This window comes from Pantoea sp. X-Soil-ISGK-285, from assembly GCF_059730815.1.
Window position 1 is genome coordinate 2490257 of sequence record NZ_AP035938.1, and the last position, 15647, is coordinate 2505903.

Consider the following 15647-nt stretch of genomic DNA (forward strand, 5'->3'; position numbering starts at 1 on the left):
TCAATGGGCGATAGCATTCTCTCCCAGGCTGAAATTGACGCCCTTTTAAACGGCGACAGCGGCAGTGCGGAAGAAGAAAAGAAACAAAACGGACCGGAAGGCGATATTCGTCCTTACGATCCGAACACCCAGCGCCGTGTGGTTCGCGAGCGTTTGCAGGCGCTGGAGATTATTAATGAGCGTTTTGCCCGTAGTTTCCGTATGGCGCTGTTTAACCTGCTGCGCCGTAGCCCGGATATCAGCGTCGGGGCGATCAAGATTCAGCCGTATCACGAGTTTGCCCGCAATCTGCCGGTGCCAACCAACCTGAACCTGATCCACCTGAAGCCGCTGCGCGGCACCGCGCTGGTGGTGTTCTCACCGAGCCTGGTGTTTATCGCTGTCGACAACCTGTTTGGTGGCGACGGACGTTTTCCGACCAAAGTCGAAGGCCGTGAGTTTACCCATACCGAGCAGCGCGTTATTCGCCGCATGCTGAAGCTGGCGCTTGATGGTTACAGCGACGCATGGAAGGCCATTTATCCACTGGACGTCGAGTATGTACGTTCAGAGATGCAGGTAAAGTTCACCAACATCACCACTTCACCGAACGACATCGTGGTTAACACGCCGTTCCAGGTGGAGATTGGTAACCTGGTGGGTGAGTTTAATATCTGTATCCCGTTTTCAATGATTGAACCGCTGCGCGAGCTGCTGGTGAATCCACCGCTCGAAAACTCACGTCAGGAAGATAACCACTGGCGCGATAACCTGGTCAAACAGGTGCAGCACTCTGAGCTGGAACTGATCGCGCACTTTGCCGAAACCTCACTGCGTCTGTCACGGATTTTGCAGTTGAAACCCGGTGATGTGCTGCCGATTGAGAAGCCGGAACGCATTATCGCCCATGTCGATAGCGTCCCGGTCTTAACCAGCCAATATGGCACGATGAATGGTCAGTACGCGCTCCGTGTCGAACACCTGATTAACCCGATTTTGAATTCGCTGAACGAGGAACAGCCCCATGACTGACAGTAATAAACCGTCTGACGATATCTCTGCGGACGATCTGTGGGCTGAAGCGATGAATGAGCAGGTCGGCAGCGGCAGTGCGCCGCAGACCGACGAAGTCTTTAAATCATTCGACAGCGGCAACGTCGCTGGATCGCTGCAGGATATCGATCTGATTATGGATATCCCGGTGAAACTCACCGTGGAACTGGGTCGCACCAAAATGACCATCAAAGAGCTGCTGCGTCTGGCGCAGGGTTCAGTGGTGGCACTGGATGGCCTGGCGGGTGAGCCGCTGGATATCCTGATCAACGGTTATCTGATTGCTCAGGGTGAAGTGGTGGTGGTGAACGACAAATATGGCGTGCGCATCACTGACATCATCACCCCATCTGAACGTATGCGTCGTCTGAGTCGCTAAAGAGTTACATTATGAATAGCCAGAATCAAACGCTGCAACCGGCTGCACCGCACGCTCAGGCGATCTCGACCGGCTCCATGCTGGCCCAGGTCAGCAGCGTGTTAGCAGTGATTATCTTATTGATTCTGGCCTGCGCCTGGCTGGCACGCCGTGTCGGCTTCGCGCCGAAAAAGGTCAGCGGCCAGGAGCTTAAACTTACAGCCAGCGTCTCAGTGGGCCAGCGCGAGCGGGTGGTGATTGTCGATACCGCTGATGCGCGTCTGGTGCTGGGCGTCACCGCACAGCAGATTACCCATCTGCATACTTTGCCGCCGGGTGAACCGGTCTCTGTGACGCCGGTTAACAGTGCGCCACAGGATTTTCGTCAGCTGTTACAGAACCTGGTTAAACGTCCCGGAAAACCACAATGATGCGTCGACTGCTTCCTTTATTGCCACTGTTGTTACTGGCACCGGTTGCCCATGCCCAGTTGCCGGGTCTGGTGAGTCACTCGCTGCCGAATGGCGGTCAGAGCTGGTCACTGCCGGTACAGACGCTGGTCTTTATCACTGCGCTGACCTTTATTCCGGCCGTGCTGCTGATGATGACCAGCTTCACCCGTATCATCATTGTGTTTGGTTTGCTGCGTAACGCCCTGGGCACGCCCTCTGCGCCGCCTAACCAGGTGCTGCTCGGACTGTCGCTGTTTCTGACCTTCTTTATTATGGCGCCGACCTTCGACAAGATTTATCAGGATGCTTATCTGCCGTTCAGCCAGGACAAGATCAGCATGGAAGTGGCGATTGATAAAGGTGCCCAGCCGCTGCGCGAGTTTATGCTGCGTCAGACCCGTGAAGCGGATTTAGCCCTGTTTGCCCGTCTGGCGAATACCGCCCCGATTGCCGGTCCTGAAGCGGTGCCAATGCGTATTCTGCTGCCCGCCTATGTTACCAGCGAGCTGAAGACGGCTTTCCAGATTGGCTTTACCGTCTTTATCCCGTTCCTGATCATCGATCTGGTGGTTGCCAGCGTGCTGATGGCGCTGGGGATGATGATGGTCCCGCCAGCGTCCATCGCGCTGCCGTTTAAACTGATGCTGTTTGTTCTGGTCGATGGCTGGCAACTGCTGGTCGGTTCACTGGCGCAAAGCTTCTACTCCTGATCCCCCTTTTCTTACCGGAGCAACACATGACACCCGAATCAGTAATGGTAATGGGACAGGAAGCGATGCGTGTCGCCCTGATGCTGGCCGCCCCGCTGCTGCTGGCCGCACTGGTCAGTGGTTTGCTGATCAGCCTGATCCAGGCCGCGACCCAGGTCAACGAACAGACCTTATCCTTTATTCCTAAGATTCTGGCGGTTGCCACCACCGGTATCATTGCCGGCCCGTGGATGCTGAATCTGCTGCTGGACTATATCCGCACCGTCTTTACCAACCTGCCTTACATCATCGGCTGATGATTACTCTCGACAGCAGCCAGCTGGTTCAATGGGTCAGCCAGTTCTTCTGGCCTCTGGTGCGCATCATGGCGCTATTCGCCACCGCACCGATCCTCAATGAACGATCCGTCAGCAAACGTGTCAAAATCGGTCTGGCGGTAATGATCACCTGGCTGCTGATGCCGCTGTTACCTGCGGTCAATGTCACCCTGTTTTCCCCTGAAGGCTTCCTGCTACTGATTCAGCAGATGCTGATTGGTATTGCACTCGGCTTCACCATGCAGTTCGCTTTTGCTGCCGTGCGCCTTGCCGGGGAAGTGATTGGTTTACAGATGGGCATCTCGTTCGCCACCTTTTTTGATCCTGGCAGCCGTCTTAACATGCCGGTTCTGGCCCGTTTTCTCGACATGCTGGCGATGTTACTGTTCCTGACCTTTAACGGACACCTGTGGCTGATCTCGCTGCTGGCGGACAGTTTTCATACGCTGCCGATTGGCGGTCAGCCGCTAAATGCCAATGCGTTTATGGCGCTGGTGAAATCTGGCGGATTAATTTTCCTTAATGGCATGATGTTAGCGCTGCCCTTAATCGTTTTGTTACTCATGGTAAATCTGGTACTGGGTTTGTTAAACCGTGTTTCACCACAGTTATCAATCTTCGCAATTGGCTTCCCGATTACCTTATCAGTCGGAATTTTAACCATCAGCTTGCTGATGCCTCTGCTAGCCCCGTTCTGTGAGCATTTGTTCGGTGAAGTATTTGATTTACTCGCCGTGTTCCTGACAGAACTATCCCGTCCCTGAACATTAAGTTTCTAACTATCTTTGCATAACGATACTTAAGTATCGCAAAACCATCCGTGCATTTTCCGAACCATGTTTTCCAGAATGCAACTAAGGAAATTCTGATAAACGTGCGGAGAGTCTGAAAATAATTCTTATTAAACCGGGCTTCGCGTATTTTAGTGGGGTGGTTCACAGGAGCGGTCAGACTGTGAATGTGCAGGCAAAATCGACAAGACACTGAATTTACAAGAAAAAAATCTTTAAGTGATTTTTCTTGTTAAAAAATGTTTTTTCCGGCATTGTCAACGCACGCTGAGACATCACACTTTCGTAAAACAAATGTTTTTGAGAATTGTCCTATCAGAAAACTCCTCGTTTTCAAGGATAGTGACCTGGCTCCCAAAAAAATGAGTCTTACTTAACCTCCGACATTTCACTGGCATTCCCCGCCATGGCCGGAGAATGTGTGACGTCATGGCAGCACAAATTTTTTGCAGAACGGGTCAGGGATGAAGACTTTTACGGGCGTTTGCCTGTTGCCAAACTGCACGAGCAGAATAAAAAAGTACCTAAGAAATCTCTCTCGTACCGCAACGCGTATTCATCGTTGATTTAAACGGATAACAAATTGGTGAGGGTCGCTATTATGCCAACTATTATTATGGATTCCTGCAACTACACACGCCTGGGATTATCAGACTACATGTCTTTAAAAGGAGTTAAGAAGAAGAATATCTCTTCTGTCTCCGATATTGAGCAACTACAGCAAAAATGTGAGCAATTAAACCCTGGTGTCGTCTTTATTAATGAAGATTGCTTCATTCATGAATCCGATTCCAGTGAACGTATCCGCAGCATTATTACGCAGCATCCTGATACGCTGTTCTTTATATTCATGGCGATTAGCAATATCCATTTTGAGGAATATCTCTACGTTCGTAAGAACCTGATTATTACATCAAAATCGATGAAGACATCGACCCTGGATTCCTTACTCAGCACCTATTTGCAGAAGAAGCTTAACCAGTCTGCGCGTATCTCTTCGGGCATGGATGTACATCCATTAACGCTGAGCCAGACTGAGTCAAACATGCTGAAGATGTGGATGTCAGGTCATGATACCATCCAGATCTCAGATAAAATGCAAATTAAGGCCAAAACGGTATCGTCACACAAAGGTAATATTAAACGCAAAATCAAAACCCATAATAAGCAGGTTATTTATCATGTGGTGCGTTTAACGGATAATGTGACTTCAGGTATTTACGTTAATATTCGCTGATCATAACATCTGAAGAACCGGCCTCTCTGGCCGGTTTTTTTTTGCCCGGAATTGCGATCCAGGTCTCACTCTTACCGCTAAGCCTTTACGCTCTTTTGCCGATGTTATGCCTTATAACAACAGCCTCAAGAGAGCAAGGATATGAACACTGCACGAGATAATAATGGACAAAAAAGCGCAGGCATCTGGCAGAATCTCCGCCTGGTGCCGCTGTTTAGCCTGATCTTCGGCGGCATTTTGCTGCTGTTCGCACTCTGTATTGGTGTCGCCAGTTACTTTCTGATTTCCGGCAATCACTCCCTCGATGATGCCACGGACGAAATTCAGGTTCGTATGGGCCTCTCTAACAGTTCAAACCACCTGCGTACTGCGCGCCTGACCATTATTCAGGCCGGTGCCGCCGCGCGTATTGGTGAAATGGACGAGTTTCGCGCCAATATTGCCGCCGCCGAAAAACGGATCCAGCAGGCAAAAGATGGCTTCGCGATTTATCAGGCACGTGAAGTTAAGACGCCCGCGGATATGGAACTGGATGCCACGCTGCAGGCTCGCTTCAACGATTACATTACCAAAGGCCTGATACCGATGATTGAATCCGGTAAACAGGGCAGCTTTGAGGGCATCATCGCTCAGGAGACCGATGTAACCCGCAAGCTGGATGACGACTATAACGCGGTGTTGCTGAAGGCGATCAAGATCCGAACTGATCGCGCCAATGCCATTACCGCCCAGGCCGATCAACAGTCGCGCATCGGCTTTATCTCCATGGCCGTGGCATTCAGTGCCGCCCTGGTGCTGGTGCTGTTGACCTTCGTCTTCCTGCGCCGCGTGGTGATTAGTCCGCTGCGTCAGTCGGTGCTGCGTATCGAACGCATTGCGCAGGGTGATCTGACCTCCGCTCCCCTGCCCCATGGCCGCAGCGAGATTGGTACGCTCATCCATAACCTGCAACTGATGCAGCAGGCGCTGGTAACCACCGTTGGTACGGTGCGTGAAGGCGCCGTCGCGATTTATCAGGGCTCCAGCGAAATTTCAGCCGGCAACACCGATCTCTCTTCACGCACCGAGCAGCAGGCTGCGGCACTGGAGCAGACCGCAGCCAGCATGGAACAGCTTACCGCTACGGTGAAGCAGAACGCCGAGAATGCGCATCACGCCAGCCAGCTGGCCGCGGATGCCTCGGGCAAAGCGCGCAGCGGTGGCGAGCTGGTGAACAGCGTCGTGAAAACCATGACCAATATTTCCGGCAGCTCGAAAAAAATCGCTGAGATCACCAACGTCATTAACAGTATTGCGTTTCAGACCAACATCCTGGCGCTGAATGCGGCGGTAGAAGCGGCGCGTGCCGGTGAGCAGGGTCGTGGCTTTGCGGTGGTGGCCAGCGAAGTGCGTAATCTGGCCCAGCGCAGTGCACAGGCGGCGAAAGAGATTGAATCGCTGATTGCTGAGTCCGTCACGCTGATCAATGACGGTTCGCATCAGGTTGGCGCAGCCGGTAGCACCATGGGTGAGATTGTCGAAGCCGTACGTCGCGTTACCGATATTATGTCGGAGATTGCGGCGGCGTCAGACGAGCAGAGCCGCGGTATTCAGCAGGTGAGCCAGGCGGTCACCGAAATGGATAACGTCACCCAGCAGAACGCCTCGCTGGTGGAAGAAGCCTCCGCTGCAGCGGCCTCGCTGGAAGATCAGGCGGGTAAACTGACGCAGGCGGTCGCGGCATTCCGCCTGCAGGACACGCCTGCAACCACAGGTGTGGCTGCACGTGTCTCTTCACCATTAAAGACACCGGCTCTGGCCCCCCGTCCGGCGCTGGCAGGCGGCAGCGATAACTGGGAAACCTTCTGAGGTTATAGCGGTTAACCGTCAGCGGCTGATGTCAGCCGCGTAATCTCCGACAGCAAAAAGCCGCCTTTCCGGCAAACGGAAAGGCGGCTTTTTTATTGCGCGTCAGATTCAGGCTTCGTGGTAAGGCTCAACGAAAATGCCATCCGGCTGGTGCGTCTCGTTAAAAAACCAGATGCCCAGCGGATAATCTTCCAGCGCCACCAGGAACATGGTGCCTTCATTAAACGGCTCCATAGCCAGAATGGTGCCAACACGACGCGGGCCGCCATCGGTTTTGACGCTGACGCGGTCATTTACCTTCATTTCGGTTCTCCAGATTATTGACTGAGTACAGTCTAAACGAAGAACCGTGGCGATGCAGCGCGTTAGCGGCGGGCAATGACCCAGACGGCATGGATGATACCGGGGATATAACCACAGAGTGTCAGCAGGATATTCAGCCAGAAGGCGCCGCCAAAACCAACCTGCATAAACACGCCCAGTGGTGGCAGCAGAATAGCGATAATAATTCGTAAGATGTCCATAACCATTCCTTTAGGTATTGATAAAAATCAGCTTTATCGTTAACTATAGCTGAATCTGCTCTGTTTAGTCGAAAAGTCAGGTAAATCTGAGTAAGGAGAAAATTTTGCAATTCCTTAACATTTCACCGCAAGACTTCTTACGCGTCAGGCCTTTAAACTCTTCTCACTGCGCCACCCCATAGGTGCAGCCAACCTGAAAGTAACAAGGATTTTGCCCGCGCAGCGCGGGCTTTTTTTTTGCCTGCGATCTCTTCGCTCCCGCCTTTCTGCCCTGCGTTCTATACTGATTACTCTGTTTGCTCTCAGGAGTCAGAAAATGACAGACGAAAAACAGCACGGCGATGCTCAGCCATCCGATCTGCAGATTGATGTCGAAGGTTTACTGGCGGCGATTCAGGCCAGAACGTCGGGAGAGGTACGGGAGTATATGGAGCAGGATCAGACGCCACGGCTGGAAGTAGAAGGCCGGGTTTTCCACTCCTATAGCGAACTGGCGGAGGCGTTTGAAATTGATATTTGTGATTATCGCGCCTATGAAGCGAACCGCTGAAATCGATTTCAAAAAAAACCCGGCGGGAAGGCCGGGTAAAAATTCAATTCGTTACACCAGGGAATTCTTAACACCTCTGCAGATTACCCTTTCCCGACTCCGAAACAAGCATCAGATATGCACGTTTCTGCAACCGATCGGGTAATTATGGAGCGGCTGTTACCAAAAACACCGCGCCCGCCAGTCACTTAGCCCTGCACACTTCTTGCATACTCACTTTTACTGCGGTTTCGTTTTAAGAATTATCCTGGATTTCCAGCCAGCGTGGCAGGAAAAAAAGTGTGAGCCATATTCAACTATAATATTGAAAAATCGCCGCTTTAGCCGCGAATGTGATGAAAGGAGCCTGTAAATGCCCGATCTCCACCAGCCGTTAATGATAATTACCGATCTGGATGGTTCGTTACTCGACCATCATACCTATCGCTGGGATGCGGCCACCGAATGGCTCACCACGCTCAGGCAGTACGCTGTTCCGCTGGTGATCTGTTCCAGTAAAACGGCAGCCGAGATTATTCCGCTGCAAAAAAGGCTTGGCATCAGCGGTTCACCGTTTATTGCTGAAAACGGAGCCGTGGTGCAAACACACGATCAGCAGCGTATCCGCCTGCCCGATAACACCCTGACCTATGACGCTATCTGCCAGCGGCTGGCTGCCTTGAAAACAGCGTACCGTTTTACCGGCTTTCGTGACTTCTCTGATCCGGAAGTGGCCGCAATGACCGGCCTGAGTGAGGCGGATGCAGAACTGTCGCGTCAGCGCGATGCGTCAGAAGTGATTGTCTGGCGCGACAGTGACGAGGCGTTTGACCAGTTCCATGATGCGTTGCATGCAGAGGGCCTGGCGCTGACCCAGGGCGGGCGTTTCTGGCATGTGATGCCTGCGGGCAGTGGCAAAGGTGAAGCCCTGCGCTGGCTGCTGGCGCATTCACCCGGTGAGGCACGCGTGACCATTGGACTGGGTGACGGCCCTAACGATGCGCCGATGCTGGATGCGGTTGATTATGCGGTCGTAATTAAGGGATACAGTAAAACACCGGTGACACTCAGCCGGTCCGATCAGCAGCAGATCTATCACACCGCTCACCATGGCCCTGAGGGCTGGCGTGAAGGGCTGGACTATTTTTTGACTCAACCTCAATGAGCTGCCCACGGGCATTAAAAGGATGATGCGATGAGTGACTTTTATCAGAATGGCGTAATCACCAACTTTCACAACCTCACCCACCGTAGCGTGGAGTCGCTGGAAAAAGAGATGGTACGCTTTGCCCGCAAACGCAAAATGGGGCTGATCCTGCCATCGCTGTTTTCCGAACTTGAAGGCCCGGCGCTGACGAAAATCGTCGATGAACTGGCTAAAGTGCCCTATCTGGATGAAATTGTGATTGGTCTGGATCGTGCCGACCGTGACCAGTTCCTGTTTGCCCGCGAGTTTTTCTCCCGTCTGCCGCAACGGCATCGCATTCTTTGGAACGATGGCCCGCGTCTGAAGGCGATTGATGCCGAGCTGGATAAAGAGGGTCTGTCACCCACTAATCCCGGCAAAGGTCGCAACGTCTGGTTCTGCACCGGCTATACGCTCGCGTCAGACCGTACCAGCTGTGTCGCGCTGCATGACTGCGATATCGTCACCTATGAGCGCGGAATGCTGGCACGCCTGCTCTACCCGGTGGCGAACCCGGCATTTCAGTATGAATTCTGTAAGGGGTTCTACGCGCGCGTCGCGGATGGCAAGCTTAATGGCCGCGTGGGACGTCTGCTGGTCGGGCCGCTGCTGCGATCGCTGCAGAAAGTTTATGGCCATTCAGAATATCTGGAATATCTGTCGAGCTTCCGCTATCCGCTCTCCGGGGAGTTCGCCATGCGGACGCATGTGCTGAACGGGATTAAAATCCCCGGCGACTGGGGGCTGGAGATTGGCGTGCTGTCAGAGATTTATCGTAACTACACCACCCGCCAGTCGTGCCAGGTTGAGATCGCCGATAACTACGATCACAAGCATCAGCCGCTGGCTGAAGATGATGGCACCGGCGGCCTGAAGCGCATGAGCAGCGATATCGTCCAGTCACTGCTGCGTAAGCTCGCCACCATGGGTGTGCCGCTGACCAGCGACTCGTTCCGGGTGCTGAAAGCAACCTATTATCGTAATGCGCTGGATATGATGGAGACCTATAACCACGAGGCGGCGATGAACGGGCTGAAGTTTGATCAGCATGTGGAAGAGGCAGCGGTAGAGATGTTTACCCAGTCGATTCTGGAAGCGGGTCAGGCGTTTATTGAGCGTCCTAACGATAAGCCGTTTATACCGAGCTGGAGTCGCGTCCAGTCAGCCTTCCCGGATGTGCTGCAGCGGATCTATCAGGCGGTTGAAGAAGATAACGACGGTAACGTCTGAAAACAGGGCGGCACAGGGAGTGTGCCGGGCCAGAAAAAGCAGAAACCGGGCCTGGCGGGTCGCAGAGCCCACAGGCCTGATGCTGTCAGCCCGCCAGTTGCTGCGCGGGATTCAAAGCGCAGAGTTCATCGCTGCGAAAGGCTTCGCTGCGCACGGCATAGCCATCATACCAGCGGCACTCCACCATGCCACTCGCGTAGCCGGTCACCACCATCGTCTGCCCCTCTTCCTTATGCTGTACTTCTTCACTGATTGCGAAAACCATGATGCGCTCCTTTTATTAACCTGAGTGTTATTAACCTGAGTGATTATTTTCTTTATAGCAGGCGAATAACGTTCCTGCCTGTTAAGGCACGCAAAAAAAGGGCAAATTCGGAATTAATCAGCTGGATATGCGGAAAATAAAAAAAGCGGATAAAAAAACTTATCCGCTTTGATGAAGTAGTGACGCTGACGTCAGATTTTACAGCCTTCGCAATCGGCTTCGTCGCCGAGATCATCCGGCACTTCGCTGGCTTTTTTCTCTGCTTTCGCTTCAGCCTGCTCCAGTTGTGCGTCGATATCAAATTCAAACATGTCGTCGTTCATCGTCATTCTCCTGACCGTAAATCACAGTGCGCTTTATACCGATTTTCCGCGCACTCTGGCAATAAGGTTGACCACTAACAGCACGATCGACCCAATGATAAAGCCGAGCACCAGGTTTGCGCCGTTGCTGAGCAGCATAGCGATCCAGCCGCTGAAGCCACTGCTGACTTCCTCGATCAGATGATGCAGCGGTGCGATACCGTGCACCACAATACCGCCGCCGACCAGGAACATGGCGATGGTGCCGACCACCGAGAGGATCTTCATCAGCCAGGGCGCGGCAGTCAGCAGCACGCTACCCAACCCCTGGGCAAGGCGTGACGGTTTTTCACGCAGCCAGAATCCGAAGTCATCAATTTTGACGATGGCCGCCACGATGCCGTAAACGCCCACCGTAACCAGAATAGCGATGCCCGCCAGGATAATTACCTGGTTGAGCAGCGGCGATTCCGACACGATGCCTAAGGTAATCGCGACAATTTCGGCTGACAGAATGAAATCGGTGCGCACCGCGCCTTTGATCTTCTTCTTCTCAAACTCTGCCGCATTCTGATTCGCCAGCGAATCGAGTCGCTGCTGACGCGCTTCCGGTGATTTGCTCTGCTTGTCATGCTGCAAACTGTGCATCACCTTCTCCACGCCTTCGTAGCAGAGATAGGCACCGCCAATCATCAGCAGCGGCGTAATCAGCCAGGGCGCAAACGCGGAGATAATCAGCGCCAGTGGCACCAGGATCAGTTTGTTAAGAAACGATCCTTTGGCAACGCCCCATACTACCGGCAGCTCACGGTTGGCTTTCACGCCGCTGACCTGCTGAGCATTCAGCGACAGATCATCGCCCAGTACGCCAGCGGTTTTTTTCGCCGCCACTTTCCCCATGACGGAAATATCGTCCAGAAGTGTTGCAATATCATCAAGTAAAGTCAGTAAACTGGTTCCCGCCAAAATCTTATCCTTAGTCTGGTTCGTTATGTTGACAACATGGGCAGCGCTCAATTTCCGTAACGGTCATCTCGGCGATGCCCTCACAATCCCACTCTACCCGCACCGTCTCGCCTGCTGCTCCTTCAGCATGCAGATATTTGCTGACCGGGCTTTCGGTCATGCCGGTGATCTCCTCCGTGGCGACAAGCCTGTCACCGCAGTAAACCCGCGCGGTCGCTTTGGTATTCACCATCCGCTCGTCACGAATCTGGTAAAGGCGTTTTACCGTCAGTTTTATGCTGCTCATTTCAGGCTCCTGGCCACGGAGAAAGCGCAGATCTAACCAATTATGTCTGTGATTAGCAATCGGCGTTGTAATGATGAATGCCCTGATGGTCGACTTCGGCACTCTCCGGCATCGCCAGCAGCCACTCCTCCAGCCGTTCCAGCAGGTCCTGATCCGTCAGGCGCAGTTTGCCACGTAGCGCACACTCCCAGATGATCAGCACTTTCCAGCCGCTCTCCTGCAGCTGGCGCACATAACGCCGATCACGTTCAACGTTGCTGTTGATTTTGCCGGTCCAGAATTCTGTGCGTGTCGCCGGCAGTTTAAACAGATAGCAGTGATGACGATGCCAGAAGCAGCCATGAACAAAAATAATTGCCTGATGTTCTGTCAGAACGAAATCGGGCCGTCCCGGCAGGTTTTTATCCTGCACTCGAAAGCTGAATCCCCGATCTTTCAGCAGCAGCGCAATACGTTGCTCGATGGCCGTATCCTGAGCGCGAATGGCACGCATATTTTTACTGCGTATTTCGCTGGAGTGAACATCAGCCATAACCTCTCCTTTTTTGCTGGTACTTCAACTTTAGTCTGCGTCACGAAAAGCGAAAGCCGCCGCACGACGACTTCACACAGTGCGCCGCAAAAACAGAACATTCCGGGGGGCTGGCACAGGGCACATCCAGGCAATTTCCTCACAGCGTCTGGAGTGATAGCATAGGCGCCTTACTGTTAAGGAAAAACGCATGCATCCCGCCGCCCTCGCTGAACCACTCTCTGCTGCACTTTCATCTGCTGATGCGTCTGAACTCTTTCAGCAGGTGCTGGCAATCTATTCGGTTCGTGATCTCACGTCCCGCCTGCAGCAGGCAGGATTTTCCTGCTGGACGCCGGCACTCCTGAACCGGATTCGTCAGGGTAAAACCGCCCTGCCACCGCTGTGTGAGGCGGAACTGTCGCTGTTACAGGGGCTGCTGCCGGCCCGCCCCGCCCATTATGATAATCCTGAATTTCGTTTTATCGATCTCTTTGCCGGTATTGGCGGCATTCGTAAGGGATTCGAGGCGATCGGCGGCAAGTGCGTGTTTACCAGTGAATGGAATAAAGAGGCGGTCCGCACTTACAAAGCCAACCACTACAGCGATCCGCTGGAGCATCACTTCAATACCGATATCCGTCAGGTCACCCAGCCGGAAGGTCTGACTGACGATGAAGCGATATACCGCGCGATTGATGCGGCAATCCCCGATCATCAGGTGCTGCTGGCCGGTTTTCCCTGCCAGCCCTTTTCGCTGGCGGGCGTCAGCAAGAAAAATGCGCTGGGTCGTGCACATGGCTTTGAGTGTCAGGTACAGGGCACGCTGTTTTTCGATGTGGCCCGTATCCTGGCTGCCAAGAAGCCGCCGTTCTTTGTGTTGGAGAATGTGAAAAACCTCAAGAGTCACGACAAGGGCCGCACCTTCGCCATTATCATGGAGACGCTGGATGAGCTGGGGTATGACGTTGCGGATGCGGGAGCCAGCAGCCCGGATGCCAAAGTGATCGATGCGCGTCACTTCCTGCCGCAGCATCGCGAACGCATTGTGCTGGTGGGTATTCGCCGTGATCTGAAAAAGCAGGATTTTACACTGCGCGATATCCGCCGTTTCTACCCGGCGCAGGTACCCAGCCTGCAGAGCCTGCTGGAGAGTGCGCCGGACGACAAATATATCCTGTCACCGGTGCTGTGGCGCTACCTCTATCAGTATGCGAAAAAACATAAAGCCAAAGGCAATGGCTTTGGCTTTGGCCTCAACGATCCGCGTAATCCTGACTGCTGCGTGCGTACGCTGTCAGCACGTTACTACAAAGATGGCTCAGAGATCCTGATCGATCGCGGCTGGGACAGTGCGCTGGGCGAAGCGGAGTTTCAGGATGCCGATAACATGGCGCGTCGGCCACGCCGCCTTTCCCCGCGAGAGTGCGCCCGTTTGATGGGCTTTGATGTGCCAGGACGCGAGCCGTTCCGCATTCCGGTTTCGGATACCCAGGCTTATAAGCAGTTTGGTAACTCGGTGGTAGTGCCTGTGTTTGCAGCGGTGGCTCAGCTGTTACTGCCACATATTCGTCAGCTGAAGTCGTAAGCATCCTGAAATAAAAAAACCCGTCTGGCGACGGGTTTCAGGCTGATGAAGAACTCACATCAGGCGAGTCTCACAGCAACAAATAAGCTCAACTCGCAGGGAACACGGTCAGAATAGGAAAGCGTCCCGCGCCAGGGATGGCGCGGGCCGAGCATGTCATGGATGACGGCTTTTGCGTCTTTCCGATCTGACCGTGTTCCCTTCGCAGGCACAGTCTCACAGCGAAAAGGTCCAGCCTTTCTCCAAAGTAAAAACCCGTCTGGCGACGGGTTTCTGTTTTATTTCTTCTTCTTGCTCTGCTTCTTCAGCAGCAGCCGAATCTGCTTCAGCTCTGTTGCACTTAGTGCATCGGTCTTCACGTCAGCGGCACTGGATCCCTCAGTCCCTTCTTCTGTGATGTCCTGATTATCAATCGCCGGATGTGGATGCGTTTCCAGACTGGCCTGCAAACGTTGCACAATCTCCTGGCTCATCGAAATCTGATTTTCCAGCGCCAGCTGTTTAATCGTTTCTTTCAGCTCAGGATCAATTTTAATTGTTAAATTAACAGTTTCAGTCATCGGGCAGCTCCTTTTTGTTATTGCTACAAGCTACCGGATGACCGTTTCGATTAACATACTGTCATAAAAATTTAATATTCAGTTTGCAAAGGTGTGAAGTCCCGCAGCACACCCTCATCCATTCCCACCAGATTGCCCTGCAGCTCGGCATAAAGCTTCGCCATATAGCGCACCAGGAAATCGGCGTTATGCTCAGCCAGCATGCGGCCGGTTTCGGTGTGCATGGTTTCCGGCAGACGCAGCAGCTTCTTCTGGAAATGATCCAGCGTCCACTTAACATCATTCAGTTCGCGATCTTTACCCAGCGGGTCCTGGCTATCGAACAACGGCCGATTCAGCGCACCGGCGGTATAGAAGACCCGCGCCAGCCCGATCGCGCCCAGCGACTCCAGCCGGTCAGCATCCTGTACAATTTTAGCTTCCAGCGTCTGAGGCGGTATGCCGGCGCTGAAACTGTGTGTTTTAACGGCATGCATCACGGCATCAATCTTTTCAGCCGGGAAATCGAGAAAATCCTGCTGCAGAATGCGCCGGGTTTCCGTCGCGGCATAGGTAGAGGCGAGATGGCGTTCCGGATGATTCTTCGGCAGGTTCACCACATCGTGAAAATAGCAGGCGGTCAGCACTACCAGCGGATCAGCGGGCGTGCCATTCATGATTCGCTGCGCGCTCATCCAGACACGCCGCAGATGGGCGATATCGTGCGCGCCGTCGTCGTGGATCCAGTTCGCCTGAAACCAGCTTTCATAGCGAGATTGCCAGAGTGTGAGTGACATAATCTATCTCCCTGTAGTGATCGACAGCAGTTTTTCTGTCGCGATCAGTGCGCAAACGGCAAGCCATCATAGCGACTGGCTAATGACACTTTTTTTACAGTGCAGTTGAAAAGAGCAGCGCTGCCAGCAATTCCGGGCAGAAAAATGAGATCTGGATCATCTGTATAGCATCTCTGTTA

21 protein-coding genes are annotated in these 15647 nt (G+C 53.2%); 12 read left to right on the forward strand and 9 right to left on the reverse strand.

Annotated elements, in window-relative coordinates:
- The first annotated feature begins 3 nt into the window (after nt 1–3).
- The 8 genes from fliM (at nt 4) to AC6I8B_RS11985 (ending at nt 6745) form a co-directional block, all read left to right on the forward strand.
- Nucleotides 4–1011, forward strand: coding sequence for a flagellar motor switch protein FliM (fliM, locus tag AC6I8B_RS11950; protein ID WP_003854473.1), 1008 nt, complete (start codon nt 4–6; stop codon nt 1009–1011).
- Nucleotides 1004–1411, forward strand: a complete 408-nt coding sequence (gene fliN / locus AC6I8B_RS11955) for a flagellar motor switch protein FliN (protein WP_010247669.1) — start codon at nt 1004–1006, stop codon at nt 1409–1411. Before fliM ends, fliN begins: the two co-directional genes overlap by 8 nt.
- 11 nt (nt 1412–1422) lie before the next feature.
- Complete coding sequence (gene fliO / locus AC6I8B_RS11960) at nt 1423–1821, forward strand: flagellar biosynthetic protein FliO (protein WP_010247672.1); 399 nt, start codon at nt 1423–1425, stop codon at nt 1819–1821.
- A complete protein-coding gene (gene fliP / locus AC6I8B_RS11965) occupies nt 1821–2552 on the forward strand; it encodes a flagellar type III secretion system pore protein FliP (RefSeq protein ID WP_010247675.1) in 732 nt (243 codons plus the stop codon). The genes fliO and fliP overlap by 1 nt, the downstream gene beginning before the upstream one ends.
- A 26-nt stretch (nt 2553–2578) precedes the next feature.
- Entirely contained in the window at nt 2579–2848 is a 270-nt protein-coding gene (gene fliQ, locus AC6I8B_RS11970; RefSeq protein WP_003854466.1) for a flagellar biosynthesis protein FliQ, read from the forward strand.
- Nucleotides 2848–3633 (forward strand): flagellar biosynthetic protein FliR, encoded by a 786-nt coding sequence (gene fliR, locus AC6I8B_RS11975; protein ID WP_010247683.1) that lies wholly within the window; start codon nt 2848–2850, stop codon nt 3631–3633. Before fliQ ends, fliR begins: the two co-directional genes overlap by 1 nt.
- A 628-nt stretch (nt 3634–4261) precedes the next feature.
- Nucleotides 4262–4897: a transcriptional regulator RcsA gene (gene rcsA / locus AC6I8B_RS11980; RefSeq protein ID WP_010247685.1), complete on the forward strand. Its 636-nt coding sequence runs from the start codon at nt 4262–4264 to the stop codon at nt 4895–4897.
- Between the two features lie 141 nt (nt 4898–5038).
- On the forward strand, nt 5039–6745 hold the full coding sequence (locus AC6I8B_RS11985; RefSeq protein ID WP_179256821.1) for a methyl-accepting chemotaxis protein: 1707 nt from the start codon (nt 5039–5041) through the stop codon (nt 6743–6745).
- A gap of 108 nt (nt 6746–6853) precedes the next feature.
- Here the strand turns inward: AC6I8B_RS11985 and dsrB are convergent, their stop codons facing one another.
- Complete coding sequence (gene dsrB / locus AC6I8B_RS11990) at nt 6854–7048, reverse strand: protein DsrB (RefSeq protein ID WP_010670857.1); 195 nt, start codon at nt 7046–7048, stop codon at nt 6854–6856.
- A 62-nt stretch (nt 7049–7110) separates the two neighbouring features.
- Nucleotides 7111–7269 carry a YqaE/Pmp3 family membrane protein gene (locus AC6I8B_RS11995; protein ID WP_010247691.1) on the reverse strand — a complete coding sequence of 53 codons (159 nt, stop codon included), beginning with the start codon at nt 7267–7269 and terminating at the stop codon, nt 7111–7113.
- Nucleotides 7270–7585: 316 nt separating this feature from the next.
- Between AC6I8B_RS11995 and AC6I8B_RS12000 the strand changes: the two genes are divergently transcribed.
- The 3 genes from AC6I8B_RS12000 to AC6I8B_RS12010 all read left to right on the forward strand — a co-directional run bounded on the left by AC6I8B_RS12000 (nt 7586) and on the right by AC6I8B_RS12010 (nt 10214).
- Complete coding sequence (locus tag AC6I8B_RS12000; protein WP_010247694.1) at nt 7586–7819, forward strand: DUF2525 domain-containing protein; 234 nt, start codon at nt 7586–7588, stop codon at nt 7817–7819.
- Nucleotides 7820–8171: 352 nt separating this feature from the next.
- The gene (locus AC6I8B_RS12005; protein ID WP_163798639.1) at nt 8172–8963 is read left to right on the forward strand and encodes a mannosyl-3-phosphoglycerate phosphatase-related protein; all 792 of its coding nucleotides are present in this window, start codon (nt 8172–8174) and stop codon (nt 8961–8963) included.
- A gap of 30 nt (nt 8964–8993) precedes the next feature.
- Entirely contained in the window at nt 8994–10214 is a 1221-nt protein-coding gene (locus AC6I8B_RS12010) for a glycosyltransferase family protein (RefSeq protein WP_010247700.1), read from the forward strand.
- Nucleotides 10215–10299: 85 nt separating this feature from the next.
- On the opposite strand, the gene AC6I8B_RS12015 is transcribed toward AC6I8B_RS12010, so the two are convergent.
- The 5 genes from AC6I8B_RS12015 to AC6I8B_RS12035 form a co-directional block, all read right to left on the reverse strand.
- A complete protein-coding gene (locus AC6I8B_RS12015; protein ID WP_010247703.1) occupies nt 10300–10479 on the reverse strand; it encodes a YodC family protein in 180 nt (59 codons plus the stop codon).
- 191 nt (nt 10480–10670) lie between these two features.
- Nucleotides 10671–10802, reverse strand: a complete 132-nt coding sequence (locus tag AC6I8B_RS12020) for a hypothetical protein (protein ID WP_003854444.1) — start codon at nt 10800–10802, stop codon at nt 10671–10673.
- 33 nt (nt 10803–10835) lie between these two features.
- Nucleotides 10836–11747 (reverse strand): DUF808 domain-containing protein, encoded by a 912-nt coding sequence (locus AC6I8B_RS12025; RefSeq protein ID WP_033758176.1) that lies wholly within the window; start codon nt 11745–11747, stop codon nt 10836–10838.
- Between the two features lie 10 nt (nt 11748–11757).
- Nucleotides 11758–12033 carry a hypothetical protein gene (locus AC6I8B_RS12030; RefSeq protein WP_010247711.1) on the reverse strand — a complete coding sequence of 92 codons (276 nt, stop codon included), beginning with the start codon at nt 12031–12033 and terminating at the stop codon, nt 11758–11760.
- Between the two features lie 52 nt (nt 12034–12085).
- Nucleotides 12086–12565, reverse strand: coding sequence for a very short patch repair endonuclease (locus AC6I8B_RS12035; protein ID WP_010247714.1), 480 nt, complete (start codon nt 12563–12565; stop codon nt 12086–12088).
- Between the two features lie 190 nt (nt 12566–12755).
- Between AC6I8B_RS12035 and dcm the strand changes: the two genes are divergently transcribed.
- Nucleotides 12756–14132: a DNA (cytosine-5-)-methyltransferase gene (gene dcm / locus AC6I8B_RS12040; RefSeq protein WP_122458246.1), complete on the forward strand. Its 1377-nt coding sequence runs from the start codon at nt 12756–12758 to the stop codon at nt 14130–14132.
- Between the two features lie 278 nt (nt 14133–14410).
- Here dcm and AC6I8B_RS12045 read toward each other — a convergent pair whose 3' ends face one another.
- Nucleotides 14411–14692, reverse strand: coding sequence for an Arc family DNA-binding protein (locus AC6I8B_RS12045; protein WP_010247717.1), 282 nt, complete (start codon nt 14690–14692; stop codon nt 14411–14413).
- A 71-nt stretch (nt 14693–14763) separates the two neighbouring features.
- Nucleotides 14764–15468, reverse strand: coding sequence for a phosphohydrolase (locus AC6I8B_RS12050; RefSeq protein WP_337036305.1), 705 nt, complete (start codon nt 15466–15468; stop codon nt 14764–14766).
- Nucleotides 15469–15647: the final 179 nt, after the last annotated feature.

Excerpts from the sequence above, each read along its gene's own strand:
- fliM (WP_003854473.1), top strand. The coding sequence starts at position 4 with ATGGGCGATAGCATTCTCTCCCAGGCTGAAATTGACGCCCTTTTAAAC.
- fliN (WP_010247669.1), top strand. The coding sequence starts at position 1,004 with ATGACTGACAGTAATAAACCGTCTGACGATATCTCTGCGGACGATCTG.
- fliO (WP_010247672.1), top strand. The coding sequence starts at position 1,423 with ATGAATAGCCAGAATCAAACGCTGCAACCGGCTGCACCGCACGCTCAG.
- fliP (WP_010247675.1), top strand. The coding sequence starts at position 1,821 with ATGCGTCGACTGCTTCCTTTATTGCCACTGTTGTTACTGGCACCGGTT.
- fliQ (WP_003854466.1), top strand. The coding sequence starts at position 2,579 with ATGACACCCGAATCAGTAATGGTAATGGGACAGGAAGCGATGCGTGTC.
- fliR (WP_010247683.1), top strand. The coding sequence starts at position 2,848 with ATGATTACTCTCGACAGCAGCCAGCTGGTTCAATGGGTCAGCCAGTTC.
- rcsA (WP_010247685.1), top strand. The coding sequence starts at position 4,262 with ATGCCAACTATTATTATGGATTCCTGCAACTACACACGCCTGGGATTA.
- AC6I8B_RS11985 (WP_179256821.1), top strand. The coding sequence starts at position 5,039 with ATGAACACTGCACGAGATAATAATGGACAAAAAAGCGCAGGCATCTGG.
- dsrB (WP_010670857.1), bottom strand. The coding sequence starts at position 7,048 with ATGAAGGTAAATGACCGCGTCAGCGTCAAAACCGATGGCGGCCCGCGT.
- AC6I8B_RS11995 (WP_010247691.1), bottom strand. The coding sequence starts at position 7,269 with ATGGACATCTTACGAATTATTATCGCTATTCTGCTGCCACCACTGGGC.
- AC6I8B_RS12000 (WP_010247694.1), top strand. The coding sequence starts at position 7,586 with ATGACAGACGAAAAACAGCACGGCGATGCTCAGCCATCCGATCTGCAG.
- AC6I8B_RS12005 (WP_163798639.1), top strand. The coding sequence starts at position 8,172 with ATGCCCGATCTCCACCAGCCGTTAATGATAATTACCGATCTGGATGGT.
- AC6I8B_RS12010 (WP_010247700.1), top strand. The coding sequence starts at position 8,994 with ATGAGTGACTTTTATCAGAATGGCGTAATCACCAACTTTCACAACCTC.
- AC6I8B_RS12015 (WP_010247703.1), bottom strand. The coding sequence starts at position 10,479 with ATGGTTTTCGCAATCAGTGAAGAAGTACAGCATAAGGAAGAGGGGCAG.
- AC6I8B_RS12020 (WP_003854444.1), bottom strand. The coding sequence starts at position 10,802 with ATGAACGACGACATGTTTGAATTTGATATCGACGCACAACTGGAGCAG.
- AC6I8B_RS12030 (WP_010247711.1), bottom strand. The coding sequence starts at position 12,033 with ATGAGCAGCATAAAACTGACGGTAAAACGCCTTTACCAGATTCGTGAC.
- AC6I8B_RS12035 (WP_010247714.1), bottom strand. The coding sequence starts at position 12,565 with ATGGCTGATGTTCACTCCAGCGAAATACGCAGTAAAAATATGCGTGCC.
- dcm (WP_122458246.1), top strand. The coding sequence starts at position 12,756 with ATGCATCCCGCCGCCCTCGCTGAACCACTCTCTGCTGCACTTTCATCT.
- AC6I8B_RS12045 (WP_010247717.1), bottom strand. The coding sequence starts at position 14,692 with ATGACTGAAACTGTTAATTTAACAATTAAAATTGATCCTGAGCTGAAA.
- AC6I8B_RS12050 (WP_337036305.1), bottom strand. The coding sequence starts at position 15,468 with ATGTCACTCACACTCTGGCAATCTCGCTATGAAAGCTGGTTTCAGGCG.